This is a genomic window from Macrococcus equi (assembly GCF_047426745.1).
Lineage (GTDB): Bacteria > Bacillota > Bacilli > Staphylococcales > Staphylococcaceae > Macrococcoides > Macrococcoides equi.
Map to the genome: position 1 here is coordinate 173,296 of NZ_CP179732.1, position 19,921 is coordinate 193,216.

Consider the following 19,921-nt stretch of genomic DNA (forward strand, 5'->3'; position numbering starts at 1 on the left):
CTAAAATAGTTTTCCTGAAAAAATTAAAAATCCAAAAGCAACGATATGGAAGGTAACAATGATACCGATAACATCCATAACCTTAGCAGGAATTTTTAATGGGTGTTTTTTCTTCCACTGCTCATAATAACTATAAAGCACAAACAAAATACCATGATATAAACCATATACAATATAAAACCATTCAATACCATGCCATATTCCCATCACCATAAAATTAATCATGAAACCAATATTGGATATGACGAGATTATTTTTTATATACTTTTTCTTGGACATAAAGAATACAAAACGCATGTAAATCATATCTCTAAACCAGAAAGAGAGCGACATATGCCATCTATTCCAGAAATCTTTAATATTCTTTGCTAGAAACGGCTTGTTAAAGTTTGGCGGTGTTTCAATGCTGAGTAAATAACTAAATGCGATTGCAAATAAGCTATAACCCGCAAAATCAAAAAATAAATAAAATGCATAGGCATACATATATCCAAGTTTATAAATAAAAGGATCTGTATCGAAATGTATTGTATTAATAATATACGTATTAATTAAATACGCAATTATATATTTATACAGAAAGCCAATAAAAATATAATGAATGGCTTTGCTTAGTAAGTCACTGTAACGTTCTTTTGTGAGAGGTTTTGCCTCATCTTTTAAAAATCGCTTGTATCGATCAATCGGACCTGATGAAATTGTCGGAAAAAATAACAGGAATCTCAAAAGATTGTATGTATTCATCGATTTTATACGTTTATCACGAACCTCAAGGATAATCTGAATACATTTAAACATAATATACGAAATACCTAAAAAGCCAAAAATATTTTTCGCAGGGGTATCATATATCATCCATGAAGATAATCCTAATAATGAACTTTGTAATACTTTTACAATAATTAATGGCAGTATTGAGAAAAGTAATACAGCTATAAAAATTGGTAAAGTATTCTTTTTGACAGCTATTTTAATATATAGCTTAATTAATACAATCTGTAACAGAACAAATACAGCCAGACTTAACAATGCATATGATAAATAAGGTACAAACAGAAAATGCGTATCATCTTTAAATATAAGCACAATCATAATAAGCGTTGCGACAAAATTTAAATGAATATTTTTTCTGCCAAATATACCTAATATTATAATCGGAAGTAGTATAATCAACGCAATGAGAAAGAATGGAAAATCACCATAGGGAATCATACACAAACCTCTTTCAATTGCTTACGATCTACTTTACCATTTGGAGTCATCGGAATATGCTCATGTTCAATAAATTTTTTCGGTACCATGTACGTTGGTAACTTTGATAAAAGTGATTGTTTAATCGTTTCCATTGCGATACTTTCTGATTTAACAACATGTGCGACGAGATAACTTACCTTGCCATTCTTCTCAATAGGAGTGACCACTGCCTGACTGATACCTTCCAATTCAGTAATAACATGTTCGATTTCTTCAAGCTCCATACGGTATCCGTTAAGCTTTATTTGATAATCAAGACGCCCATTAACAAAAAGTAGTTCATTCTTAATTATCCCTGCATCACCAGTACGATAAACCCTTATATTATCTTCTTCATAGAAATGTGACGCCGTTTTCTCAGGTGACTTCACGTATCCAATACTGACAGCGTCTCCCTTAATTAATATTTCTGAGTCATCTGTAATCATTAATTCAACACCTGGTCTAGCATAACCTACAGGTAAAGGATTATATTCATCTAATATATTTTGCGTTACCTGTATTCCGGTAACTGCAACAGTCGCCTCGGTTGGTCCATAAGTATTATAGATTGTGCTTTCAGAAAACTTATTTAATAAGGTTTGAGCCGTCTTGTGTTTAAATAGTTCCCCGCAAAAATAAAAATATTTTAGATTAGGATGTTTTTCTTGTTCAAACTCTGGTAATAATAAGCACATTTCAAGAAATGAAGGTGTCGATACCCATGCTGTAATAGAATATTGCTTTAATACCTGATATATTTCTATCGGTTTCTTTATCATATCCTTATCAACCATTACTAATGTACTACCAGTCGCAATTGATGGATAAACTGCCATAACAGATAAATCAAATGATAATGGTGCCTGGTTAAGCCAGTAATTTTCATTTTGTCCTTCGTATAGACTCTCCATCCATAACGTAAAGTCGTCTAATGAAGATGCAAGAATTTCTACGCCTTTAGGTGTACCTGTTGAACCTGAAGTGAAGATTGTATAAGCAACATCTCCAGGTGCGATTTCACCTGCATATTCAACTTCTTTATGAATCATATCAGGACGTATTAATGTTCCATTAAATTCAGGAGATAATAGCTCTGTATCAAGCATAAATTCCGGCTGAATCACTTCAATCATCTTCTGGATTCTCTCATACGGAATCGATGTATCAATGGGTACATAACCTTTTCCACTTTTAAGTCCCGCAATCATACCAACGATCATCCATTTTGACATATGTCCATAGACAAATAATGGCTTATAACTTTCTTCTATTAATTTACTTAATCCATTACTTAATAGTTCTAGCTCTAAATATGTCATTTGTTCATTTCGATGAACAAAACAAATACGATCTGGGGTTGTATTTGCATAATGTGTAATTCGCTTTAAAATATTCATTTCAAATCTCCATATTAAAATTCATTGTAAATAAAGTTATTTTCTACTGACCCTCCAGCATAGATCCAGAATAAGGCGAACAGGATAATTAGATAGAGGAGTGTCAGAAAGATAAGTTTCATATTTTCCTTCGTCAATAGGAACATCTCCTTTTTGCCATAAAGAGATTATATTTATATTACAGAAATATTTCAACACATAACACAATAAAATAATAACTTAATTTATTTATCCATCAAAAAAAGGCGTTAAAACGCCTTTAAATCAACACTTATAAAACATTAACAAAATAGACAAATTTATAATTATATATCTATATTCCATTTAAAGGATTTAATATTACAGTTTAGTAAAGATAAATATCATTAAAATTTATGATTTTTAAAGAGATACTTTACGAGTTTTTCACTACGTTTCATATCATCCATTATTATAAAGTTTGTAGCAACAATCACTATTTTTTTATCATTAAACCAAGCGATGACTTCTATGCCATTGAGTACGCCACGTATACGATAATACCCTTTCTTGACACCAAATCCATATCTATAATCCTGCTCGTATTTTTCAAATGGAGCAATGAGCCTATCCATCGTCTCTTGTTTAAGAATTTTTCCAGTGACAAAAGCATGACATAAAATCTGGACATCATTTAATGTCATATACATATTGCCTGCCCCCATATAATGAACAAGTGGCTCGTCTAATGTCGGACATAGTAATCCGTAAGCATTCGTCATGCCATGCACAAAGTATCCTTGAACATCATCAAAAAAATATGTCTGATACATATGAAGCGGTTGTAATATATGCTGTATTATATTTTCTTTAAAACTCTTACCGGTAACTATTTCAATTACTTTTGAAAGTAAGACATAGTTCCCGTCATTATACTCATATTGACCGTAAATTGATTCAATGAAAGTATCCTGCAGGATGGACTCAATACATTGTTCATATGATTTAGCATCTCCTGGTTCATATTGTTTCATTCCGCTTCGATGTAATAATAGATCTTCTAATGTAACTTGGTCATTACTTAATTCAGGAAAGTAGTTTTTAACTAGATTTTTACGCGATAAATAACACGCTTCCTCAAGCTGTGCGATGCGTATACCGGTCATAAATTTTTGGATTGAACCTGTTAAATATAGACTATCATTTGAAATCAATCGACTGTCCTGTTGCTTTAAAAACCCTGCATTGTATTGAAAGTTATCAACATAATCTCCGATTAAAATACTGCCAAAGAACGGCTGATTAACATTAAGTTTTTTTAATTTATCTATCATTTTAAATTGATTCTTCTGAACACGTTTTAAATAATAGTTATAATTTACAGGTGCACCATGATTAAAGCTCGTCTTACTATAACTTAAAACTTTTTGAACATCCATTCTTCACATCCCAACTTTCTACAAAAATAGACAGAACCGAAAAGCTCGATTCTGCCTGTCTACAATATAGATTTATCCTAGAAAACCTTTTAATGTTTTGTTGTTATGCTCTATCTCATCGGCTTGTAATGCTTCTTTATTATCATGAGACTGTTCATTATGATGTTCTGTTTCATTAAAGTCATCAACTAATTCAGTTTCCGGTGCATTTTGTGTAGAAGCACTTGATTCATCAACTATCGTCTCAATTGCCTCGGGTTGAATAAGTTTTGTAACTTCACTGTCTGTTAAGCGTTTAAGCACAAAATAAGGGCAACCAAAATTACAGTATTCAAGCAAATAATCTTGTATCGACGAGAATCGCTTACTGATATCGGCACCTTTCTTATTGTCATCAAAGAAACCTTTGAGTCTTAACTGCTCAAAACCAATATCACCGACAATATATGGGTAGCGATCAAGAATTTCAGAATATCTACCTTCAAACATTTCCTGATTAAAGGCATCTTTATGATTTTCTATAATATGAAAATAATGTTGATTTATGTTGATAATCATACGTCACCTACTCGCTTGCCGTTTCACCTAATCTATGTTTTTCCTTTGCAGCTTCGTTCACTTGTTCATCAGCATGATAAGAACTACGTACCATTGGACCAGCTTGACAATGTTTGAATCCTTTTTCCATTGCTATTTTACGTAATTTACCAAACTCTAAAGGTGTATAATATTTTTGAACTTTTAAATGTTTACGAGATGGCTGTAAGTACTGACCGATTGTCATAATATCCACATCATTCGCACGTAAGTCATCCATTACTTCTAATATTTCATCCCAGGTTTCACCTAAACCTACCATTAAACTTGATTTTGTAGGGATATCTGGTTGTAATTCTTTAGAACGACGTAAAACTTCTAGTGATCTATCATATTTAGCTCGTGCACGAACTCTTGGTGTTAATCTACGTACCGTTTCGATGTTATGATTAAGAATGTCTGGACGTGCATTCATCAGACGTTCCCAGTTTTCGAAGCTTCCTCCCATATCTGATGGTAATACTTCAATCGTTGTATACGGGTTAACTTCACGAACTTTACGAATAGTCTCAGCGTAAACTTCTGAGCCACCATCTTTTAAATCATCACGTGCAACAGCAGTGATTACAACGTGTTTTAAGTTCATTAATCTTACAGACTCAGCTACTCGTTCAGGCTCATTTAAATCTAACTCATTCGGTAGACCAGTTTTAACTGCACAGAAACGGCATGCACGCGTACAAACTGCACCTAAAATCATAATGGTTGCTGTACGACGTTCACCCCAACACTCATGAATATTTGGGCATTTTGCTTCTTCACAAACTGTATTTAAGTTGTGCTCACGCATCATCTTCTTAAGACCCGTGTAATTCTTGTTTGTGTTTAACTTAATTTTAAGCCATTCGGGCTTTCTTAAGATTTCTTCATTCTTAGTCGCCAATTAAATCCCTCCAAGATAATTATTCTACAATTATAACACAAAGAAAATAATTTGAAATTCTAACATTCTGAAGTTCATTAATTGTACTTATTATTTCTAATCGCTGTATTCATAATATCTCTTAGAAATTCCGGCATAAAATATTCTTTTTCATTTTGAACGAATTGTGGAAAGAATCGGCCAAAGGTATACATATCTAATGTTGCCAAATGATATTCTTTATGATTATCTATTTCTTCTGTACCAATAAAATAACGTTGCTGTGATTGTATATATCCTATATTGTGGATGACATACATACCAAAGATATCTCCTCTAAAACCAAATCCCTTAACAATCTCATCTTTATATTCATGAAGTCTGCTGACATTGATGACTTCTTTTAACTCTCTTCCTGTTAAAGTAATTCTTACTGGATTGATAGGGTGTGGTAACATTTTATGCAAGTCATACTTTGTAAATTGATTTCCAGTGTATCCATTCACAATTAATCCCGAATTAATTAGCGCACAATCACTTTCTGTAAAGTCCATCAATGTCTGAGCTAGTAAATGGGTAGTATAAGACGCACTATAGAGTCTTCTCGGTAAATCAATGTATCTTTCAGTAACTGTCTCTCGGAGTAAAGTCTTACCCTTGTAATAATAATCGTCTTCTATATTTCGAATATCATCCGTATTAATCAACCTTGCTTTTTTATGGGTTAATTGCATCTCTTCAAAAGACAAGGTAACCTCTCCCAAATATTCACCGTATCGACCTGCTGCTCCAATTAATACACCATTTACTATTTCGCCATTTTCAAAGTAATGGTGTGTATGCGCACCAAGTATTACATCAATCTCCGGATGCTTTTCTGCTAAAGTACGATCGAAAAATTTACCGAGATGACTTAAAACAATCACGACATCTACTTTAGAACGCAATTGTTTAACTTGAGCTGAAATTGCCGACATAGGGTCAGTTACATCCCATCCTAACGCTTTATAAAACGGAGTAAATTCAGCTGTTGCTCCAATAATACCAAATGATATTCCTTCTTTTTCAACGATAACTGATGATTCAATATGCGACGGCAGGTTACCCTCTGTATCATATAAATTACAACAGGTCACTTTAAAATTTGCATCAGTATATAATCGATTAAAATCATCGAAATTCAAAGTAATGCCTTCATTATTACCAATCGTTACGACATCAACTTCCGCTTCATTCAGAAGTGCAACATTTGCTTGTCCTAACGTGGCCTCTGTATAAGGGTGACTTCTATCGACATGATCACCTAAATCTAGGTATAATACATGATTTGATTCTGATTTCATATCAAGAATATATCGTGTAATCTTTTTATAATTTGATAAATAACTGTGAATATCATTTGTATGGTATATTTTTATCTCCATAATAGTGCCCCCTTATTAGCCGATGAAACTTTTAATAATCAGGTAAATCCCGAGTAGCAGTAAAATCATACGCAACATAAGTACAACTGTCGCTGATTTCATCTTTTTATTAATTTGTACCCCTACTTTAGCTCCAATAAAACTTGCTACAATTAAAATGATGGCATATGACCAAATAATATTTCCTTGAATAATATGGCTCGTAGCCCCACTTACACTTGACACAAAAATCATGATCATACTTGTCCCTACTGCAATATGTGGTGGAAAGCGAAAAATAATAATCATTAGCGGTGTCATAAGTGCTCCGCCTCCTATACCAAATAATCCAGTCAAACATCCGACTAAAAAGGTAAGGATGATTGCAGGTAATGGCGCAATACTATAATAGTATGTATCTCCTTTTATATCTGTATAGGATTTCTCAAATTTTTTATTCTGAAATATTTTAATCGGTTTTATTTTGTCTCTCACCATCAGTATCGTACTCATGATAATAAGAAATATACCAAAATATAAATTAAAACGATGTATCGTTAAAAACTGACTTAAATGCGCTCCAACTAATGCACCAGGAATAATACCTACCATAAAAATGACTGCATTTTTTAAATCAGCTTGTTTATGCTTTATGTATCCCAGTGAAGCAGATAGTCCTGTTGAAATTAATATCACTGTCGAGGTTCCAATGGCTTTTTGCGGACTAATGCCGTCAATTAATCCAATTTCCATCCCTAAATATATTAACGCTGGAACAATAATTATGCCTCCTCCAATTCCAACGATCGAACCGATGATACTGGAAAATAAACCTAATAATATTAATACAAAAATAGCTCCCATGCACATACAAACACTTCCTAAAATAATTTTAGTTGCTTATAATTTAGACCTGTATATTCAATATTCAATAACTCACACATTTGTTTAGCATTTTGAGCGGCATGTCCTCCAGAATTATTATTAAATACAACATATACATTTCTCGCTTTTTGATCTAAAATCTGAAGTTCTTTTGCTAAAAATTTTAATTCACTTTCGTTATAATCATAGAGATATCTAATATCTCTCCACTCCTGATCTGTCATATCTTTTTTCGTCCAGCCATTAATATTACGTCCATGGAACCTTACCAATGCATCCTGATGTGTGATACGGTTAACAAACGGAATACTACCATGACCCGCTTGAGGCTCATCACACACTGAATGAATGAGTTGCTGTTCGTATAAGAAGTTTAAGGTATGTTCCTTCATTTCCGGAGTAAACCAACTATCATGACGAAACTCGACACATATAGGAAATTGTTCAAAATGTTTCTTCAGATAAATAATATAATTTATATTAGTCGTCGCACACTCATACCAAGGAGGAAACTGAATTAATAAACAACCTAATTTGTTCGCTGCCTGAAGTGGTAGTAACATATCTGTAAATTGCTGAATAAGCTTTTGTTTACTTTCCGCAAAATCCAATACATCCGCATGGCCTGTCAATGCTTGATGGATTTTAACGATAAATTTAAAGTTTTCAGGTGTTTCTTTAATCCATTTATTAATATTACGTGCAGGTTGCACAGCATAATACGTTGCATCTAGTTCAACAATCGGAAAATGTGCAGCGTAATGATATAACTTTTCATTTTTATTTGAGAGATCTGCATATAATAAATCATGATCTCCCCATCCTGTTAATCCTATATAAATCATCTCATCACCTAGTTTTTATTTTATCATAAACTCATTAAAATACAGATTGGAGAACTTATGACTACAATTGCATTAGAACATGTCTATTTTAAAATAAACGACAAAACAATAATCAATAATGTCACAACAACATTTGAATCAGGAAAAATTACAGCACTTATTGGTCCAAGCGGCTCGGGTAAAACTACTCTACTTAAAATGATTAATGGATTACTAAGCCCCACATCGGGTGAAATATTTTTTGACAGTCAGTCCATTATGCAACTGGATTTAGTAAAGTTAAAAAAGCAAATTGGATTAGCATTACAAAGTGCTCCCATGATTCAAGGCACTGTCTATGACAATTTAAATTTGCCGAAACAAATTTTCAACGAAAAATTATCCAGAGATGATGCGTTAAATCTACTTTATGCATTAAATCTTGATACGATAGCATTAGAACAAAATGTAAAAGAATTATCAGGTGGACAGAGGCAAAGATTATCCATTGCCAGAACACTCGTCAATCAACCGAAAGTGCTATTATTAGATGAAATTACTTCAAGTCTGGATCCAAGAAGTGTCCGCGAAGTTGAATCTTTAATTCAGAAGATAAATAGCGACTTCAATGTATCGGTCATCTGGATTACCCATGATGTGGACCAAGCAAGTCGTGCTGCACACAACTATTGTATGTTAAAGTCCGGCGAAATAATCACAACAGGAAATGCGAAACAATTATTCCATTCAGACAATGAAACTATCAATGCGTTTTTAAAAGGAGAATTAGAGTGACATTTACACAGCTTGCATTAACACTTATATTCGTATTTATACCGTTAGTTCTGAGTAAAGTATTAAAACTTAATCTTGAAAAAGACATCATCATTGCCACGATACGCAGTACTATTCAGTTAATCTTAATCGGTTACTTATTGACATTTGTCTTTGATGGCAACCACCCCATCTATATATTACTCATGATATTGTTAATGATTACAGCTGCAACTCAAAATATCATTAAAAAAGGACAAGGCATTAAAGGAATTACATGGAAAATTGTCTTAACACTAATCACTGTCGAAGTTGTTACACAAGGCATACTGCTAGGTTTTCGTATTATCCCATTTGAAGCACGATATGTCATACCGATTAGTGGTATGATGATCGGTAATGCAATGGTACTATCATTATTATTCCTCAATCGTTTCATAAGTGAATTAGATCAGAACGATGAACAGATTGAACTTATTCTCTCGCTGGGAGGAACGCCTAAACAAGCCATTCACAATGTGTTAATGACAGCAATTAAGAATTCTATGATACCAACGATTGAAAGTCAAAAAACGATGGGCCTTGTACAGTTGCCTGGAATGATGAGTGGTCAAATTATTGGAGGTGCAAATCCAATAGTAGCAGCTCAATTTCAATTATTAATCTTATTTTTATTACTGACAGCAGCAACTATTTCCAGTATGATGGTAGGTTTCTTAAGTTATCCAACTTTATTTAATGAACGCAGCCAGTATGTCGGTAAGTACTATAGAACTTAAAGTATGATTCATAAAAAATAGCCCTTCTTCACAATACTGAGTATTGACAAGAAGGGTTATTTTTATTTAAATATATTTTTCTTCATGAGATAGATATACATCATAATCATTAGTAATAAAGCAACAGCAATCGTACTATACCAATCTAATTTTGGTAAATCAACATTCATACCAAAAAAACTAAACACAAGTGTCGGTAAGGTCAAAAATACAGTAAACAATGTTAATAACTTCATAATATTATTCATCTCATTACCGATAAGTGATGAATAAGAACCAGTGATACTTTCTAAAATGCGTGTATATAATTCAGTTGTATTCAATGCCTGTGTATTCTCAATCATTAAATCTTCTAATAACTCTTTATCATCTTCGTATAACTTAATGGATCGTGACCTAAAGATTTTTTTATTTGTATCACCATTTGCAGTCAATGATGTCAGGAAATAAACAAGCGATTTCTCAATTTCCATTAATTCATAAAGCTGTTTATTGGTTAATGAATTTCTTAAATTACTTTCAATTTTTATACGTTCACGATTAATTTTCTTCAATGTATTATTATATTTTGTTGCAATCGTAAACAGTACTTCCAGAAGGAATCTGGATTTCATCCTTAAATCAAGCTTTAAATTGATGAGTTTATTAAACAGGTCATGTTCATGTGAACATATCGTAATGATATAGCCTTTACTTAAAATGATACCGATAGGAATAGTGATATAAGACTCCGTCTGTCGTATATTTTTATCGAGTATCGGAAAGTCATTAATAATTAGCGTTGAATTTGTTTCTTCGTCATATTCAATACGTGCACTTTCTTCAGGATCTAATGGATCTTCAAGAAATTCAATCGGTATATTGAATTGTTCTGCGACTTCTTCCATTTCCTCGCGAGAAGGTTGAATCATATTTACCCAGTTGTTAATCTGATACTTTTCAGATTTCACCATGGTCATCTCGTCTGAATTGATGTATGTAGTAATCATTTTAAACACCTCACTTAACTTTACTTTATAAGGTTACATGAAAATCAATTATTACGCTACATAATAATGAAGTCTATTCAATAACTTTTCATCAAAAAAGCACAAAGCCTACAAAGACTTTGTGCTGAGCGTACAATATTAACCGATAGAACCTTCCATCTCAAACTTAATTAAACGGTTCATTTCTACTGCGTATTCCATTGGTAATTCTTTAGTAAATGGTTCAATGAAGCCCATTACGATCATTTCTGTTGCTTCTTCTTCAGAAATACCACGGCTCATTAAATAGAATAATTGTTCTTCAGAAACTTTTGAAACTTTCGCTTCGTGCTCTAAAGAGATATTATCATTTAACATTTCATTATAAGGAATAGTATCAGATGTTGATTCATTGTCCATAATTAATGTATCACATTCGATATTTGAACGTGCACCTGTAGCTTTACGGCCAAAATGAACGATACCACGGTATACTACTTTACCACCTTGTTTAGAAATCGATTTAGAAACAATTGTAGAAGACGTGTTCGGTGCCATATGCATCATTTTTGCACCTGCATCCTGAACTTGTCCTTTACCTGCTAAGGCGATTGATAATGTCATACCACGTGCACCTTCACCAAGTAAGTAGCATGCCGGATATTTCATCGTAAGTTTAGAACCGATGTTTCCATCAATCCATTCCATCGTACCATTCTCATAGACAAATGTACGTTTTGTTACTAGGTTGAATACGTTGTTAGCCCAGTTTTGAATAGTAGTATATCGACAATATGCATCTTTTTTCACGATAATTTCAACTACCGCTGAGTGTAATGAATTCGTTGTGTATACTGGGGCTGTACAACCTTCAACGTAATGCACGCTTGCGCCTTCATCCACAATAATTAATGTTCTCTCAAACTGACCCATATTTTCAGAATTAATACGGAAGTATGCTTGTAATGGTGTTTCTAATTTTACACCTTTCGGTACATAGATGAATGAACCACCTGACCAAACTGCAGAGTTTAAAGCAGCAAACTTATTATCTGCCGGTGGAATTACACTACCGAAATGTTCTTTGAAGATGTCTTCATTTTCACGTAATGCAGAGTCAGTATCTTTGAAGATAATCCCTTGTTCTTCTAAATCTTCCTGCATATTGTGGTATACAACTTCAGATTCGTATTGTGCAGATACACCTGCTAAATATTTTTGTTCTGCTTCAGGAATACCTAATTTATCAAATGTTTGTTTGATTTCTTCAGGTACTTCATCCCATGAACGCTCTGTATGTTCTGATGGTTTGACATAATACGTAATCTCATCAAAATTTAATTCTGATAAATCGCCACCCCACATTGGCATCGGCATTTTATAGAATTGCTTCAGTGATTTTAAGCGGAAGTTTAACATCCACTCAGGTTCCTCTTTCATTTTCGAGATTTCTCTAACGATATCTTCAGTTAATCCTCTTTCAGAACGGAAGATAGATACGTCTTTATCATGGAAACCATATTTATAATCCCCAACATCAGGTGCTTGTTTAACCATTATTGATCACTCCTTTTAAATTATTCGTTAATTTCTTCACTCACATGACTATTATTATTATCTTTAGTTCCACGCTCTAATGCTTTCCAGGCAAGTGTCGCACATTTAATACGTGCGGGAAACTTTGCTACGCCTGATAACGCCTCAATATCACCTGCATCTTCATCAAATGAATAATCTTCTCCGAGCATCATCTTAGAGAATTCGTCACTCATTTGAAGGGCTTCATGGATTGATTTGCCTTTAATCGCTTCAGTCATCATTGATGCACTGGACATTGAAATAGAACATCCTTCACCATCAAACTTTACATCTTCTACTATTTCATCGACAACATTTAAAGTTAAACGAATTCTATCCCCACAAGTCGGATTATTCATATCGATCGTTAAAGTCCCATCTTCGATAACCCCTTTATTTCTAGGGTTTTTATAATGATCCATAATAACTGAACGATATAATTGATCTAAATTATTAAAACTCATAACTGAAAAACTCCTTCGTTTCTTTTAAGCTTGTTACTAGCTGGTCGATTTCTTCTTTCGTGTTATAGATGTAAAAACTTGCACGTGCAGTTGATGATTGTCCAAGCCACTTCATTAGAGGTTGTGCACAGTGATGACCTGCACGTACTGCAATACCATGGCTATCAAGTGCCGTCGCTAAATCATGAGGATGCACACCTTCAAGATTAAAAGTTATAAGGCCTGCACGAAGATCTGCTGTTGGACCATAAATTTCTAATCCTTCAATTGCTGACATTTGTTCATAAGCATAAGCCGTTAACTCATGTTCATATTCAAGAATATTATCCATGCCTATACTTTCAAGATATTTAATGGCTTCAGCTAACCCAACAGCTTCTGCTATTAATGGCGTCCCGGCTTCAAATTTAGTAGGAAGTTCAGTCCATGTAGAATCCTGTAAGCCTACAAAGTCAATCATATCCCCACCAAATTCAATAGGTTCCATTTTTTCAAGTAATGCTTTCTTGCCATACAATGCACCGATACCTGTTGGTCCACACATTTTGTGTCCACTGAATGCAAAGAAATCACATCCCAGATCCTGAACGTCAACTTTCATATGCGGAATTGATTGCGCACCGTCTACAACCATATATGCCCCATGTGCATGAACTTTCTCAGTGATTGCCTTTATATCATTAATTGTTCCTAATACATTAGAAACATGTGCCATCGATACAATTTTTGTTTTATCAGTAAGTGCATTTTCAACAGAATCGATAGAAATAGTGCCATCCTCATTCATTGGAATGTATTTAAGTTCTGCACCTTTACGTTTAGCAAGTTGTTGCCAAGGCACAAGATTTGCATGGTGTTCCATCTCAGTAATCAGAATCTCATCGCCAGCTTCAACGACCATATCACCAAAACTATGTGCGACTAAATTAAGTGCAGTTGTAGTCCCTCTTGTAAAGATAATCTCTTCAAAATATTGAGCATTGATAAAATTACGAACTATTTCACGCGCACCTTCATAACCGTCTGTAGCACGCGTCCCTAAAGTATGAACACCTCGGTGAACGTTCGCATTCATATGTGTATAATATTCAACTGTTTTATCAATAACAGTTTGAGGTTTTTGACTCGTTGCAGAAGAATCAAGATAAACGAGTGGACGTTCATTGATTACTTCTGAAATAATCGGAAAATCACTTCTAATTTTATCTATATTTAACTTGGTCATACTATCAAGACCTTTCAAACGAATTTATTTGCCTGTGACTTTAGCTTCGATAACATCTGTTAATTGTTTCTTAACTGCTTCAATCGGTAATTCATTAACTACTGGCGCTAAGAAACCATGAATTACTAAACGTTCTGCCTCTTGCTTAGAAATTCCACGACTCATCAAATAGAATAATTGCATTGGATCAACGCGTCCAACCGATGCTGCATGACCTGCAGTTACATCGTCTTCATCAATTAAAAGAATTGGGTTAGCGTCTCCACGTGCTTTTTCTGATAACATTAATACACGTGATTCTTGTTGCGCATCAGCTTTCGTTCCACCATGTTTAATGTGTCCAATACCATTGAAGATTGAAGATGCTGCATCTTTCATCACACCATGTTTTAGAATATGGCCTTCTGAATGTTTACCATACTGAATAATTTGAGTTGTGAAGTTTAATTTCTGTTCTCCTCGACCAACAACAACAATCTTTAAATTACTTTTTGAGTTATCACCATTTAAATATGTTGTATTGTCATTAATTGTATCGCCATCATTCATTAAACCTAATGCCCAGTCAATCGTTGCATTTGATGCGGCTACACCGCGACGAATGACATGACCCGTAAATCCTTTATTTAAGAAATCTACTGCACCATACGTAATCTTAGCATTATCCTTAGCAATTACTTCAGAAATTAAATTAAGTTGCGTCTCTTTTGTATCAACAGTTGATAAATAGTTCTCAACATATGTTACTTCAGCACTTTCATCCGCAACAATAATTAAATGATTAATAATATTAACATCTGCATCATCATGTAATACAACATATTGAATTGGGTTTTCAACGATAACATTACGTGGCACATATACAAATAAGCCACCATTCATCATTGCTGCATGTACCGCAGTTAAGCGATGCTCATCTACTTTTACTGCTTCAGTCATATAATATTGTTTAACTAAATCAGCATTTTCAACCAATGCAGATTCAATATCTTTTATGATGACACCTTGGTCGATTAATTTTTGCTCTACTTTAACTAAAGCGGGAGTATTATTATGTTGAACAATTAAATTATCAACTTTGTCCATATCGAGTAAATTTTTAACCGCTTCTGGTAATGCATCAGTTGAGTTATATGTTGCGCTTTTAATATCTTTATGGTGAACATCGAATACCCATTTATCTAATTTAGTCTTGTCTGGTTTAGGCATTTCGATTGTATTTATCTTGTTAAATGCATCGACACGTAAATCTGCCATCCATGATGGTTCTTTACGTGATGCTGAAAAATCTTTAATTATGTCATTTGTCACATCGATTGTACTCATCACATTTTCCTCCTATTTATTAATCAGACTTACGCGTTTACTGTTTCGTCTTGAATATCTAATTCTTGTTTAATCCAGTCATAACCTTCAGCCTCAAGACGTTTCGCTAATTCTTCTCCGCCTGATTTAACAACTTTACCTTGCATCATAACGTGAACGAAATCAGGTGTAATGTAGTTTAATAAACGTTGGTAATGCGTAATGATTAAGCAACCGAAGTTTTCTCCGCGCATTTCATTAATTCCTTTAGATACTACTTTTAAGGCATCAATGTCTAATCCTGAGTCAATTTCATCTAAGATAGCAAATTTAGGTTCTAACATCATTAACTGTAGGATTTCATTACGTTTTTTCTCTCCGCCAGAGAATCCTTCATTTAAATAACGTTGTGCCATATCAAGATCCATTTCTAAAAATTCCATGTTTTTATCTAATTTTTTGATAAATTGCATTAAGTTAATTTCGTTACCTTCACCACGTTTCGCATTAATTGCTGAACGTAAGAAATCGGCATTCGTAACACCTGAAATTTCTGAAGGGTATTGCATCGCTAAGAATAGACCCGCTTGTGCGCGCTCATCAACTTCCATTTCTAATACATTTTCACCATCTAATAAAACTTCACCTTGTGTTACTTCATATTTAGGGTGTCCCATAATTGCTGCTGATAATGTAGACTTACCCGTACCATTCGGACCCATGATTGCATGAATTTCATTTGATTTAATCGTTAAGTTTACACCTTTTAAAATTTCTTTACCTTCAATTGAAACGTGTAAATCTTTAATTTCTAATACTGATACCATGTTGTATTCCCTCCGATATATATAATAGTTTCATCTTATCTAGTTTATAATAATTTTAATCTGAGGTCAAAGACCTATGACTTAAATCACAGTCTCTATTATAACCTAAATAAGGTATGAGATAAATTAATCGGGCTAAATTATTTTTAAACAATGAGAAAATATATCTATTTATTGAAAATACTATTAGTGCATTATTATTTACTGTAAAATATTCCTTAATCAATGGAGGACAATATGCATATTATTTCAATTATTTTAGCAACCGTAGTTTTTATCGAACATATATACATTATGATACTCGAAATATTTTTTAGTAATTCGCAAAAGGCTGCTGACACTTTTGACATCGATTACGATTTTTTACAGGATGATAGAGTTAAAACACTATTTAAAAATCAAGGATTATATAATGGCTTTCTTGCAGCAGGACTTGGCTATGGATTATTTATCAGTAACCATCAGCACGAAATCACCACGATGTTTCTCATTTTTGTGATTGTTGCAGCTGTTTACGGCGCAATAACGAGCAGTAAAGGCATACTGATAAAACAAGGATTACCTGCGATTTTAGCATTAATAGCATTGATTATCTTCAAATAAAAAAACTTGTATTTAAATCAAATGATTTAAATACAAGTTTTTTATTATTTTGCCGGAATTACTGATCCGTTATATTTTTTATTGATGAAACCTTGAATCTCTTTTGATTGTAATACTTTAATTAATGCCTTAATTTTCTTATCATCTTTATGGCCTTCCTGAACTGCAATTAAATTTGCATAAGGAGAATCTTTCCCTTCAATCGCGATTGAATCTTTTACAGGATTTAGCTTATTTTCTAAAGCAAAATTTGAGTTGATGATTGTTGCATCACCTTCTCCATTGTTATATGTTTTAGGAACAAATTCTGCAGCTTGTTTGTTGTTGAATTTAATGTCTTTTTTGTTTTCAACGATATCTTTAAATGTTGCTTTAACCGGATCAACACCATCTTTTAATTTAATTAATCCCGCTTTTGTAAAGAATGATAAGAAACGTCCTTCTTCTGCCGGATTATTAGATACATAAACTGTTGCACCTTTCGGTAAATCTTTTAAAGATTTAACTTTTTTTGAATATACGGCCATAGGTTCAATATGTACATTTCCTGCTGATTCAATTTTGTAACCTTTAGCTTTTTTCTCAGTGTCTAAGTAAGGTGTATGCTGGAAGAAGTTGGCATCTAAATCTCCTTCAGTTAACATACGGTTAGGTGTTGTATAATCATTAATAATTTTTATCTTTAAATCATAGCCTTCTTTTTTAAGTGCATCTTTCGCTTGTTCTAAAATCTCTGCGTGTGGTGCTGGTGAAGCTCCAACTGTAATTGTTTTGTCATCAGATTTTGAAGCCTTTTCTTTATCACTTCCACATGCTGTTAATACTAAGATTAATGAAGCTGTAAGTAATACATATAAAAACTTTTTCATTCTAACACTCCCTTTATTTAATTTATAAAAATCCATATGGATAATTATCGTTTATCAACTTTCTTCGTAATAAGGTCTCCGACCAATTGAATTGCAAAAACAATAACAAGAATAATGACAGTAGATATAAATATCACATCATTTTGTCCCCTTGTAAAACCAACTAAATAAGCTAAGTTTCCTAGTCCACCTGCGCCAATGACACCAGCTATTGCTGTTGATCCAACAAGTGCAATTGTTGTAACAGTAATCCCAGAAACAATTGCTGGTAAACTCTCTGGAATCAGTACTTTTCTAATTAATGTCCAAGTATTAGCCCCCATTGATTCCACTGCTTCTATTACACCTTTATCAATCTCTTTCAATCCAATCTCTACTAAACGTGCATAAAATGGAGCTGCCCCAATAATTAAAGCAGGCAATGCACCTTTAACACCACTAATCGTATTCATTATAAGATTAGTAAAAGGGAAAAGTAATAAGATTAAGATAATAAATGGAATTGCTCTAAATAAGTTAACGATAAAAGCAGTGATGCTATAGAATATACGTGCTACTTTAGACTTACTTCGAGAAGTCAGGAATAGAATAATACCGATAATAAGGCCGAATATAAATGTAAATAATGCAGAGATAAAGGTCATTGACAATGTTTCAACTGTTGCTGTCCATACATCGGCCCATACAACATTTTTCATACTCAACATTTCAGTTAGTGTGGTAATAAATTTATCCATGACGTTCTACCTCCATCTCAACACCATGACTTTTTAGTTCTTCGGCAATTGGTTGCAATGAGCCATTTACAGCCTCGACATGTACTATCAGATTACCAAATGATCCTGCTTGAGTATGTTTGACATTTCCAGCTAAGATATTCATATCCAAACCGTATTTTTTTATCACTTTACTGACAATAGGTTGTCCAGTAGAAGATCCAACAAATTTAAGTCTCAATATACTTCCGTGAGGATAAGCTTGTTTTATCTCTTCGATTGAAGCCTCAATCTCATTATCCTGAATATCATCACGAACAAATCGTTTAGTAATATTTGTTTTCGGGTGATTAAATACTTCTATTACAGAACCTTCTTCAACTACTTTTCCTAGTTCCATAACCGCAACTTTGTGACAAATTTTACGAATTACTTCCATTTCATGAGTTATCAAAATAATTGTTAAATTTAATTTTTTATTAATATCTACTAGTAACTCCAGTATTTCATCAGTAGTTTGTGGATCAAGTGCACTAGTCGCTTCATCACATAGTAATACTTTAGGATCGTTACTTAACGCACGTGCAATGCCCACACGTTGTTTTTGTCCACCTGACAATTCAGAAGGGTATGAATTTTCACGTCCTTCTAATCCTACAAGTTTTATTAGTGACTTAACTTTTGGTCCTATTTCCTGTTTTTTCACTCCTGCAATTTCTAAAGGAAGTGCAATATTATCATACACAGTTCTACTCCAAAGTAGATTAAAGTGTTGAAAAATCATAGAAATTTTTTGACGTTCTTTATTAAGTTGCTGTTTAGTTAATTTATTGATAGTGCTTCCGTTAACAATGACATCACCACTAGTAGGTACTTCTAATCCATTGAACATACGTATTAAGGTACTCTTACCAGCACCACTGAAACCAATGATTCCATAAATTTCTCCACTGTTAATTTCTAGATTAACATTGTCTACTGCCTGGATATCACCTTTTTTCGTTGTAAAAGTTTTCACAACATTATTTAATGTAATCAATTTTGTCCTCCTAACAAAAAACGTCTTTCCTATGAAAACATAAGAAAGACGATAATAATCTATTTTCGACTCTCTCATCTTCTAAAGTTAAAAACTTTATGTGAATTGGCACCATGTCTTACGACGGTTGCCGGGCTTCAAAGGGCACATCCCTCCACCTCTCTGGATAAGAG

The 19,921-nt window shown here is 33.4% G+C and carries 20 protein-coding genes, 1 pseudogene and 1 riboswitch; of the genes and pseudogenes, 3 read left to right on the plus strand and 18 right to left on the minus strand.

The window, feature by feature from the left end:
* The 9 genes and pseudogenes from dltB to ACMGE6_RS00900 all read right to left on the minus strand — a co-directional run bounded on the left by dltB (window position 1) and on the right by ACMGE6_RS00900 (window position 8,622).
* A complete protein-coding gene (gene dltB / locus ACMGE6_RS00860) occupies window positions 1-1,212 on the minus strand; it encodes a D-alanyl-lipoteichoic acid biosynthesis protein DltB (protein WP_414054101.1) in 1,212 nt (403 codons plus the stop codon).
* Window positions 1,209-2,633 (minus strand): D-alanine--poly(phosphoribitol) ligase subunit DltA, encoded by a 1,425-nt coding sequence (gene dltA, locus ACMGE6_RS00865; RefSeq protein ID WP_414054102.1) that lies wholly within the window; start codon window positions 2,631-2,633, stop codon window positions 1,209-1,211. Before dltA ends, dltB begins: the two co-directional genes overlap by 4 nt.
* A 14-nt stretch (window positions 2,634-2,647) precedes the next feature.
* Entirely contained in the window at window positions 2,648-2,779 is a 132-nt protein-coding gene (gene dltX / locus ACMGE6_RS00870; protein ID WP_414044694.1) for a teichoic acid D-Ala incorporation-associated protein DltX, read from the minus strand.
* Between the two features lie 219 nt (window positions 2,780-2,998).
* The gene (locus ACMGE6_RS00875) at window positions 2,999-4,030 is read right to left on the minus strand and encodes a serine hydrolase domain-containing protein (protein WP_414054103.1); all 1,032 of its coding nucleotides are present in this window, start codon (window positions 4,028-4,030) and stop codon (window positions 2,999-3,001) included.
* 162 nt (window positions 4,031-4,192) lie between these two features.
* Window positions 4,193-4,585 (minus strand): annotated as a pseudogene (locus tag ACMGE6_RS00880) (YutD family protein); the annotation flags it as partial.
* Between the two features lie 10 nt (window positions 4,586-4,595).
* Complete coding sequence (lipA, locus tag ACMGE6_RS00885; RefSeq protein ID WP_414044696.1) at window positions 4,596-5,510, minus strand: lipoyl synthase; 915 nt, start codon at window positions 5,508-5,510, stop codon at window positions 4,596-4,598.
* A gap of 77 nt (window positions 5,511-5,587) precedes the next feature.
* Window positions 5,588-6,913, minus strand: a complete 1,326-nt coding sequence (locus ACMGE6_RS00890) for a bifunctional metallophosphatase/5'-nucleotidase (protein ID WP_414054104.1) — start codon at window positions 6,911-6,913, stop codon at window positions 5,588-5,590.
* A 15-nt stretch (window positions 6,914-6,928) separates the two neighbouring features.
* Window positions 6,929-7,756 carry a sulfite exporter TauE/SafE family protein gene (locus tag ACMGE6_RS00895; RefSeq protein ID WP_414046809.1) on the minus strand — a complete coding sequence of 276 codons (828 nt, stop codon included), beginning with the start codon at window positions 7,754-7,756 and terminating at the stop codon, window positions 6,929-6,931.
* Window positions 7,757-7,773: 17 nt separating this feature from the next.
* Window positions 7,774-8,622, minus strand: a complete 849-nt coding sequence (locus tag ACMGE6_RS00900) for a DUF72 domain-containing protein (protein WP_414044698.1) — start codon at window positions 8,620-8,622, stop codon at window positions 7,774-7,776.
* Between the two features lie 57 nt (window positions 8,623-8,679).
* On the opposite strand from ACMGE6_RS00900, the gene ACMGE6_RS00905 reads away from it, so the two are divergent.
* Together ACMGE6_RS00905 and ACMGE6_RS00910 are read left to right on the plus strand one after the other, a co-directional pair.
* Window positions 8,680-9,396, plus strand: coding sequence for an ABC transporter ATP-binding protein (locus ACMGE6_RS00905; protein ID WP_414054105.1), 717 nt, complete (start codon window positions 8,680-8,682; stop codon window positions 9,394-9,396).
* Entirely contained in the window at window positions 9,393-10,154 is a 762-nt protein-coding gene (locus ACMGE6_RS00910) for an ABC transporter permease (protein ID WP_414054106.1), read from the plus strand. The genes ACMGE6_RS00905 and ACMGE6_RS00910 overlap by 4 nt, the downstream gene beginning before the upstream one ends.
* Before the next feature lie 62 nt (window positions 10,155-10,216).
* Here ACMGE6_RS00910 and ACMGE6_RS00915 read toward each other — a convergent pair whose 3' ends face one another.
* The 6 genes from ACMGE6_RS00915 to sufC form a co-directional block, all read right to left on the minus strand.
* Window positions 10,217-11,143, minus strand: a complete 927-nt coding sequence (locus ACMGE6_RS00915; RefSeq protein ID WP_414054107.1) for a magnesium transporter CorA family protein — start codon at window positions 11,141-11,143, stop codon at window positions 10,217-10,219.
* A 138-nt stretch (window positions 11,144-11,281) separates the two neighbouring features.
* The gene (gene sufB / locus ACMGE6_RS00920) at window positions 11,282-12,679 is read right to left on the minus strand and encodes a Fe-S cluster assembly protein SufB (RefSeq protein ID WP_414044702.1); all 1,398 of its coding nucleotides are present in this window, start codon (window positions 12,677-12,679) and stop codon (window positions 11,282-11,284) included.
* A 20-nt stretch (window positions 12,680-12,699) separates the two neighbouring features.
* Entirely contained in the window at window positions 12,700-13,164 is a 465-nt protein-coding gene (sufU, locus tag ACMGE6_RS00925; protein WP_414047812.1) for a Fe-S cluster assembly sulfur transfer protein SufU, read from the minus strand.
* Complete coding sequence (locus tag ACMGE6_RS00930; protein ID WP_414054108.1) at window positions 13,154-14,389, minus strand: cysteine desulfurase; 1,236 nt, start codon at window positions 14,387-14,389, stop codon at window positions 13,154-13,156. The genes sufU and ACMGE6_RS00930 overlap by 11 nt, the downstream gene beginning before the upstream one ends.
* Before the next feature lie 24 nt (window positions 14,390-14,413).
* Window positions 14,414-15,715 (minus strand): Fe-S cluster assembly protein SufD, encoded by a 1,302-nt coding sequence (gene sufD / locus ACMGE6_RS00935; protein WP_414054109.1) that lies wholly within the window; start codon window positions 15,713-15,715, stop codon window positions 14,414-14,416.
* Window positions 15,716-15,744: 29 nt separating this feature from the next.
* Window positions 15,745-16,521 carry a Fe-S cluster assembly ATPase SufC gene (gene sufC / locus ACMGE6_RS00940; protein ID WP_414054110.1) on the minus strand — a complete coding sequence of 259 codons (777 nt, stop codon included), beginning with the start codon at window positions 16,519-16,521 and terminating at the stop codon, window positions 15,745-15,747.
* A gap of 237 nt (window positions 16,522-16,758) precedes the next feature.
* On the opposite strand from sufC, the gene ACMGE6_RS00945 reads away from it, so the two are divergent.
* On the plus strand, window positions 16,759-17,124 hold the full coding sequence (locus ACMGE6_RS00945) for a DUF1304 domain-containing protein (protein ID WP_414054111.1): 366 nt from the start codon (window positions 16,759-16,761) through the stop codon (window positions 17,122-17,124).
* Window positions 17,125-17,168: 44 nt separating this feature from the next.
* Here the strand turns inward: ACMGE6_RS00945 and ACMGE6_RS00950 are convergent, their stop codons facing one another.
* From ACMGE6_RS00950 to ACMGE6_RS00960, 3 genes are read right to left on the minus strand one after another with little or no spacing between them, the layout of a single operon-like run.
* Window positions 17,169-17,993, minus strand: coding sequence for a MetQ/NlpA family ABC transporter substrate-binding protein (locus tag ACMGE6_RS00950; protein WP_414054112.1), 825 nt, complete (start codon window positions 17,991-17,993; stop codon window positions 17,169-17,171).
* Window positions 17,994-18,037: 44 nt separating this feature from the next.
* On the minus strand, window positions 18,038-18,730 hold the full coding sequence (locus ACMGE6_RS00955) for a methionine ABC transporter permease (protein WP_414054113.1): 693 nt from the start codon (window positions 18,728-18,730) through the stop codon (window positions 18,038-18,040).
* The gene (locus ACMGE6_RS00960; RefSeq protein WP_414054114.1) at window positions 18,723-19,748 is read right to left on the minus strand and encodes a methionine ABC transporter ATP-binding protein; all 1,026 of its coding nucleotides are present in this window, start codon (window positions 19,746-19,748) and stop codon (window positions 18,723-18,725) included. Before ACMGE6_RS00960 ends, ACMGE6_RS00955 begins: the two co-directional genes overlap by 8 nt.
* Window positions 19,749-19,819: 71 nt before the next feature.
* Window positions 19,820-19,921: riboswitch (SAM riboswitch) on the minus strand.

What these genes read in the sequence shown, in the direction of transcription:
- dltB (WP_414054101.1), bottom strand. Translation starts at nt 1,212, where the DNA reads ATGATTCCCTATGGTGATTTTCCATTCTTTCTCATTGCGTTGATTATA.
- dltA (WP_414054102.1), bottom strand. Translation starts at nt 2,633, where the DNA reads ATGAATATTTTAAAGCGAATTACACATTATGCAAATACAACCCCAGAT.
- dltX (WP_414044694.1), bottom strand. Translation starts at nt 2,779, where the DNA reads ATGTTCCTATTGACGAAGGAAAATATGAAACTTATCTTTCTGACACTC.
- ACMGE6_RS00875 (WP_414054103.1), bottom strand. Translation starts at nt 4,030, where the DNA reads ATGGATGTTCAAAAAGTTTTAAGTTATAGTAAGACGAGCTTTAATCAT.
- ACMGE6_RS00890 (WP_414054104.1), bottom strand. Translation starts at nt 6,913, where the DNA reads ATGGAGATAAAAATATACCATACAAATGATATTCACAGTTATTTATCA.
- ACMGE6_RS00895 (WP_414046809.1), bottom strand. Translation starts at nt 7,756, where the DNA reads ATGGGAGCTATTTTTGTATTAATATTATTAGGTTTATTTTCCAGTATC.
- ACMGE6_RS00900 (WP_414044698.1), bottom strand. Translation starts at nt 8,622, where the DNA reads ATGATTTATATAGGATTAACAGGATGGGGAGATCATGATTTATTATAT.
- ACMGE6_RS00905 (WP_414054105.1), top strand. Translation starts at nt 8,680, where the DNA reads ATGACTACAATTGCATTAGAACATGTCTATTTTAAAATAAACGACAAA.
- ACMGE6_RS00915 (WP_414054107.1), bottom strand. Translation starts at nt 11,143, where the DNA reads ATGATTACTACATACATCAATTCAGACGAGATGACCATGGTGAAATCT.
- sufB (WP_414044702.1), bottom strand. Translation starts at nt 12,679, where the DNA reads ATGGTTAAACAAGCACCTGATGTTGGGGATTATAAATATGGTTTCCAT.
- sufU (WP_414047812.1), bottom strand. Translation starts at nt 13,164, where the DNA reads ATGAGTTTTAATAATTTAGATCAATTATATCGTTCAGTTATTATGGAT.
- ACMGE6_RS00930 (WP_414054108.1), bottom strand. Translation starts at nt 14,389, where the DNA reads ATGACCAAGTTAAATATAGATAAAATTAGAAGTGATTTTCCGATTATT.
- sufD (WP_414054109.1), bottom strand. Translation starts at nt 15,715, where the DNA reads ATGAGTACAATCGATGTGACAAATGACATAATTAAAGATTTTTCAGCA.
- sufC (WP_414054110.1), bottom strand. Translation starts at nt 16,521, where the DNA reads ATGGTATCAGTATTAGAAATTAAAGATTTACACGTTTCAATTGAAGGT.
- ACMGE6_RS00945 (WP_414054111.1), top strand. Translation starts at nt 16,759, where the DNA reads ATGCATATTATTTCAATTATTTTAGCAACCGTAGTTTTTATCGAACAT.
- ACMGE6_RS00950 (WP_414054112.1), bottom strand. Translation starts at nt 17,993, where the DNA reads ATGAAAAAGTTTTTATATGTATTACTTACAGCTTCATTAATCTTAGTA.
- ACMGE6_RS00955 (WP_414054113.1), bottom strand. Translation starts at nt 18,730, where the DNA reads ATGGATAAATTTATTACCACACTAACTGAAATGTTGAGTATGAAAAAT.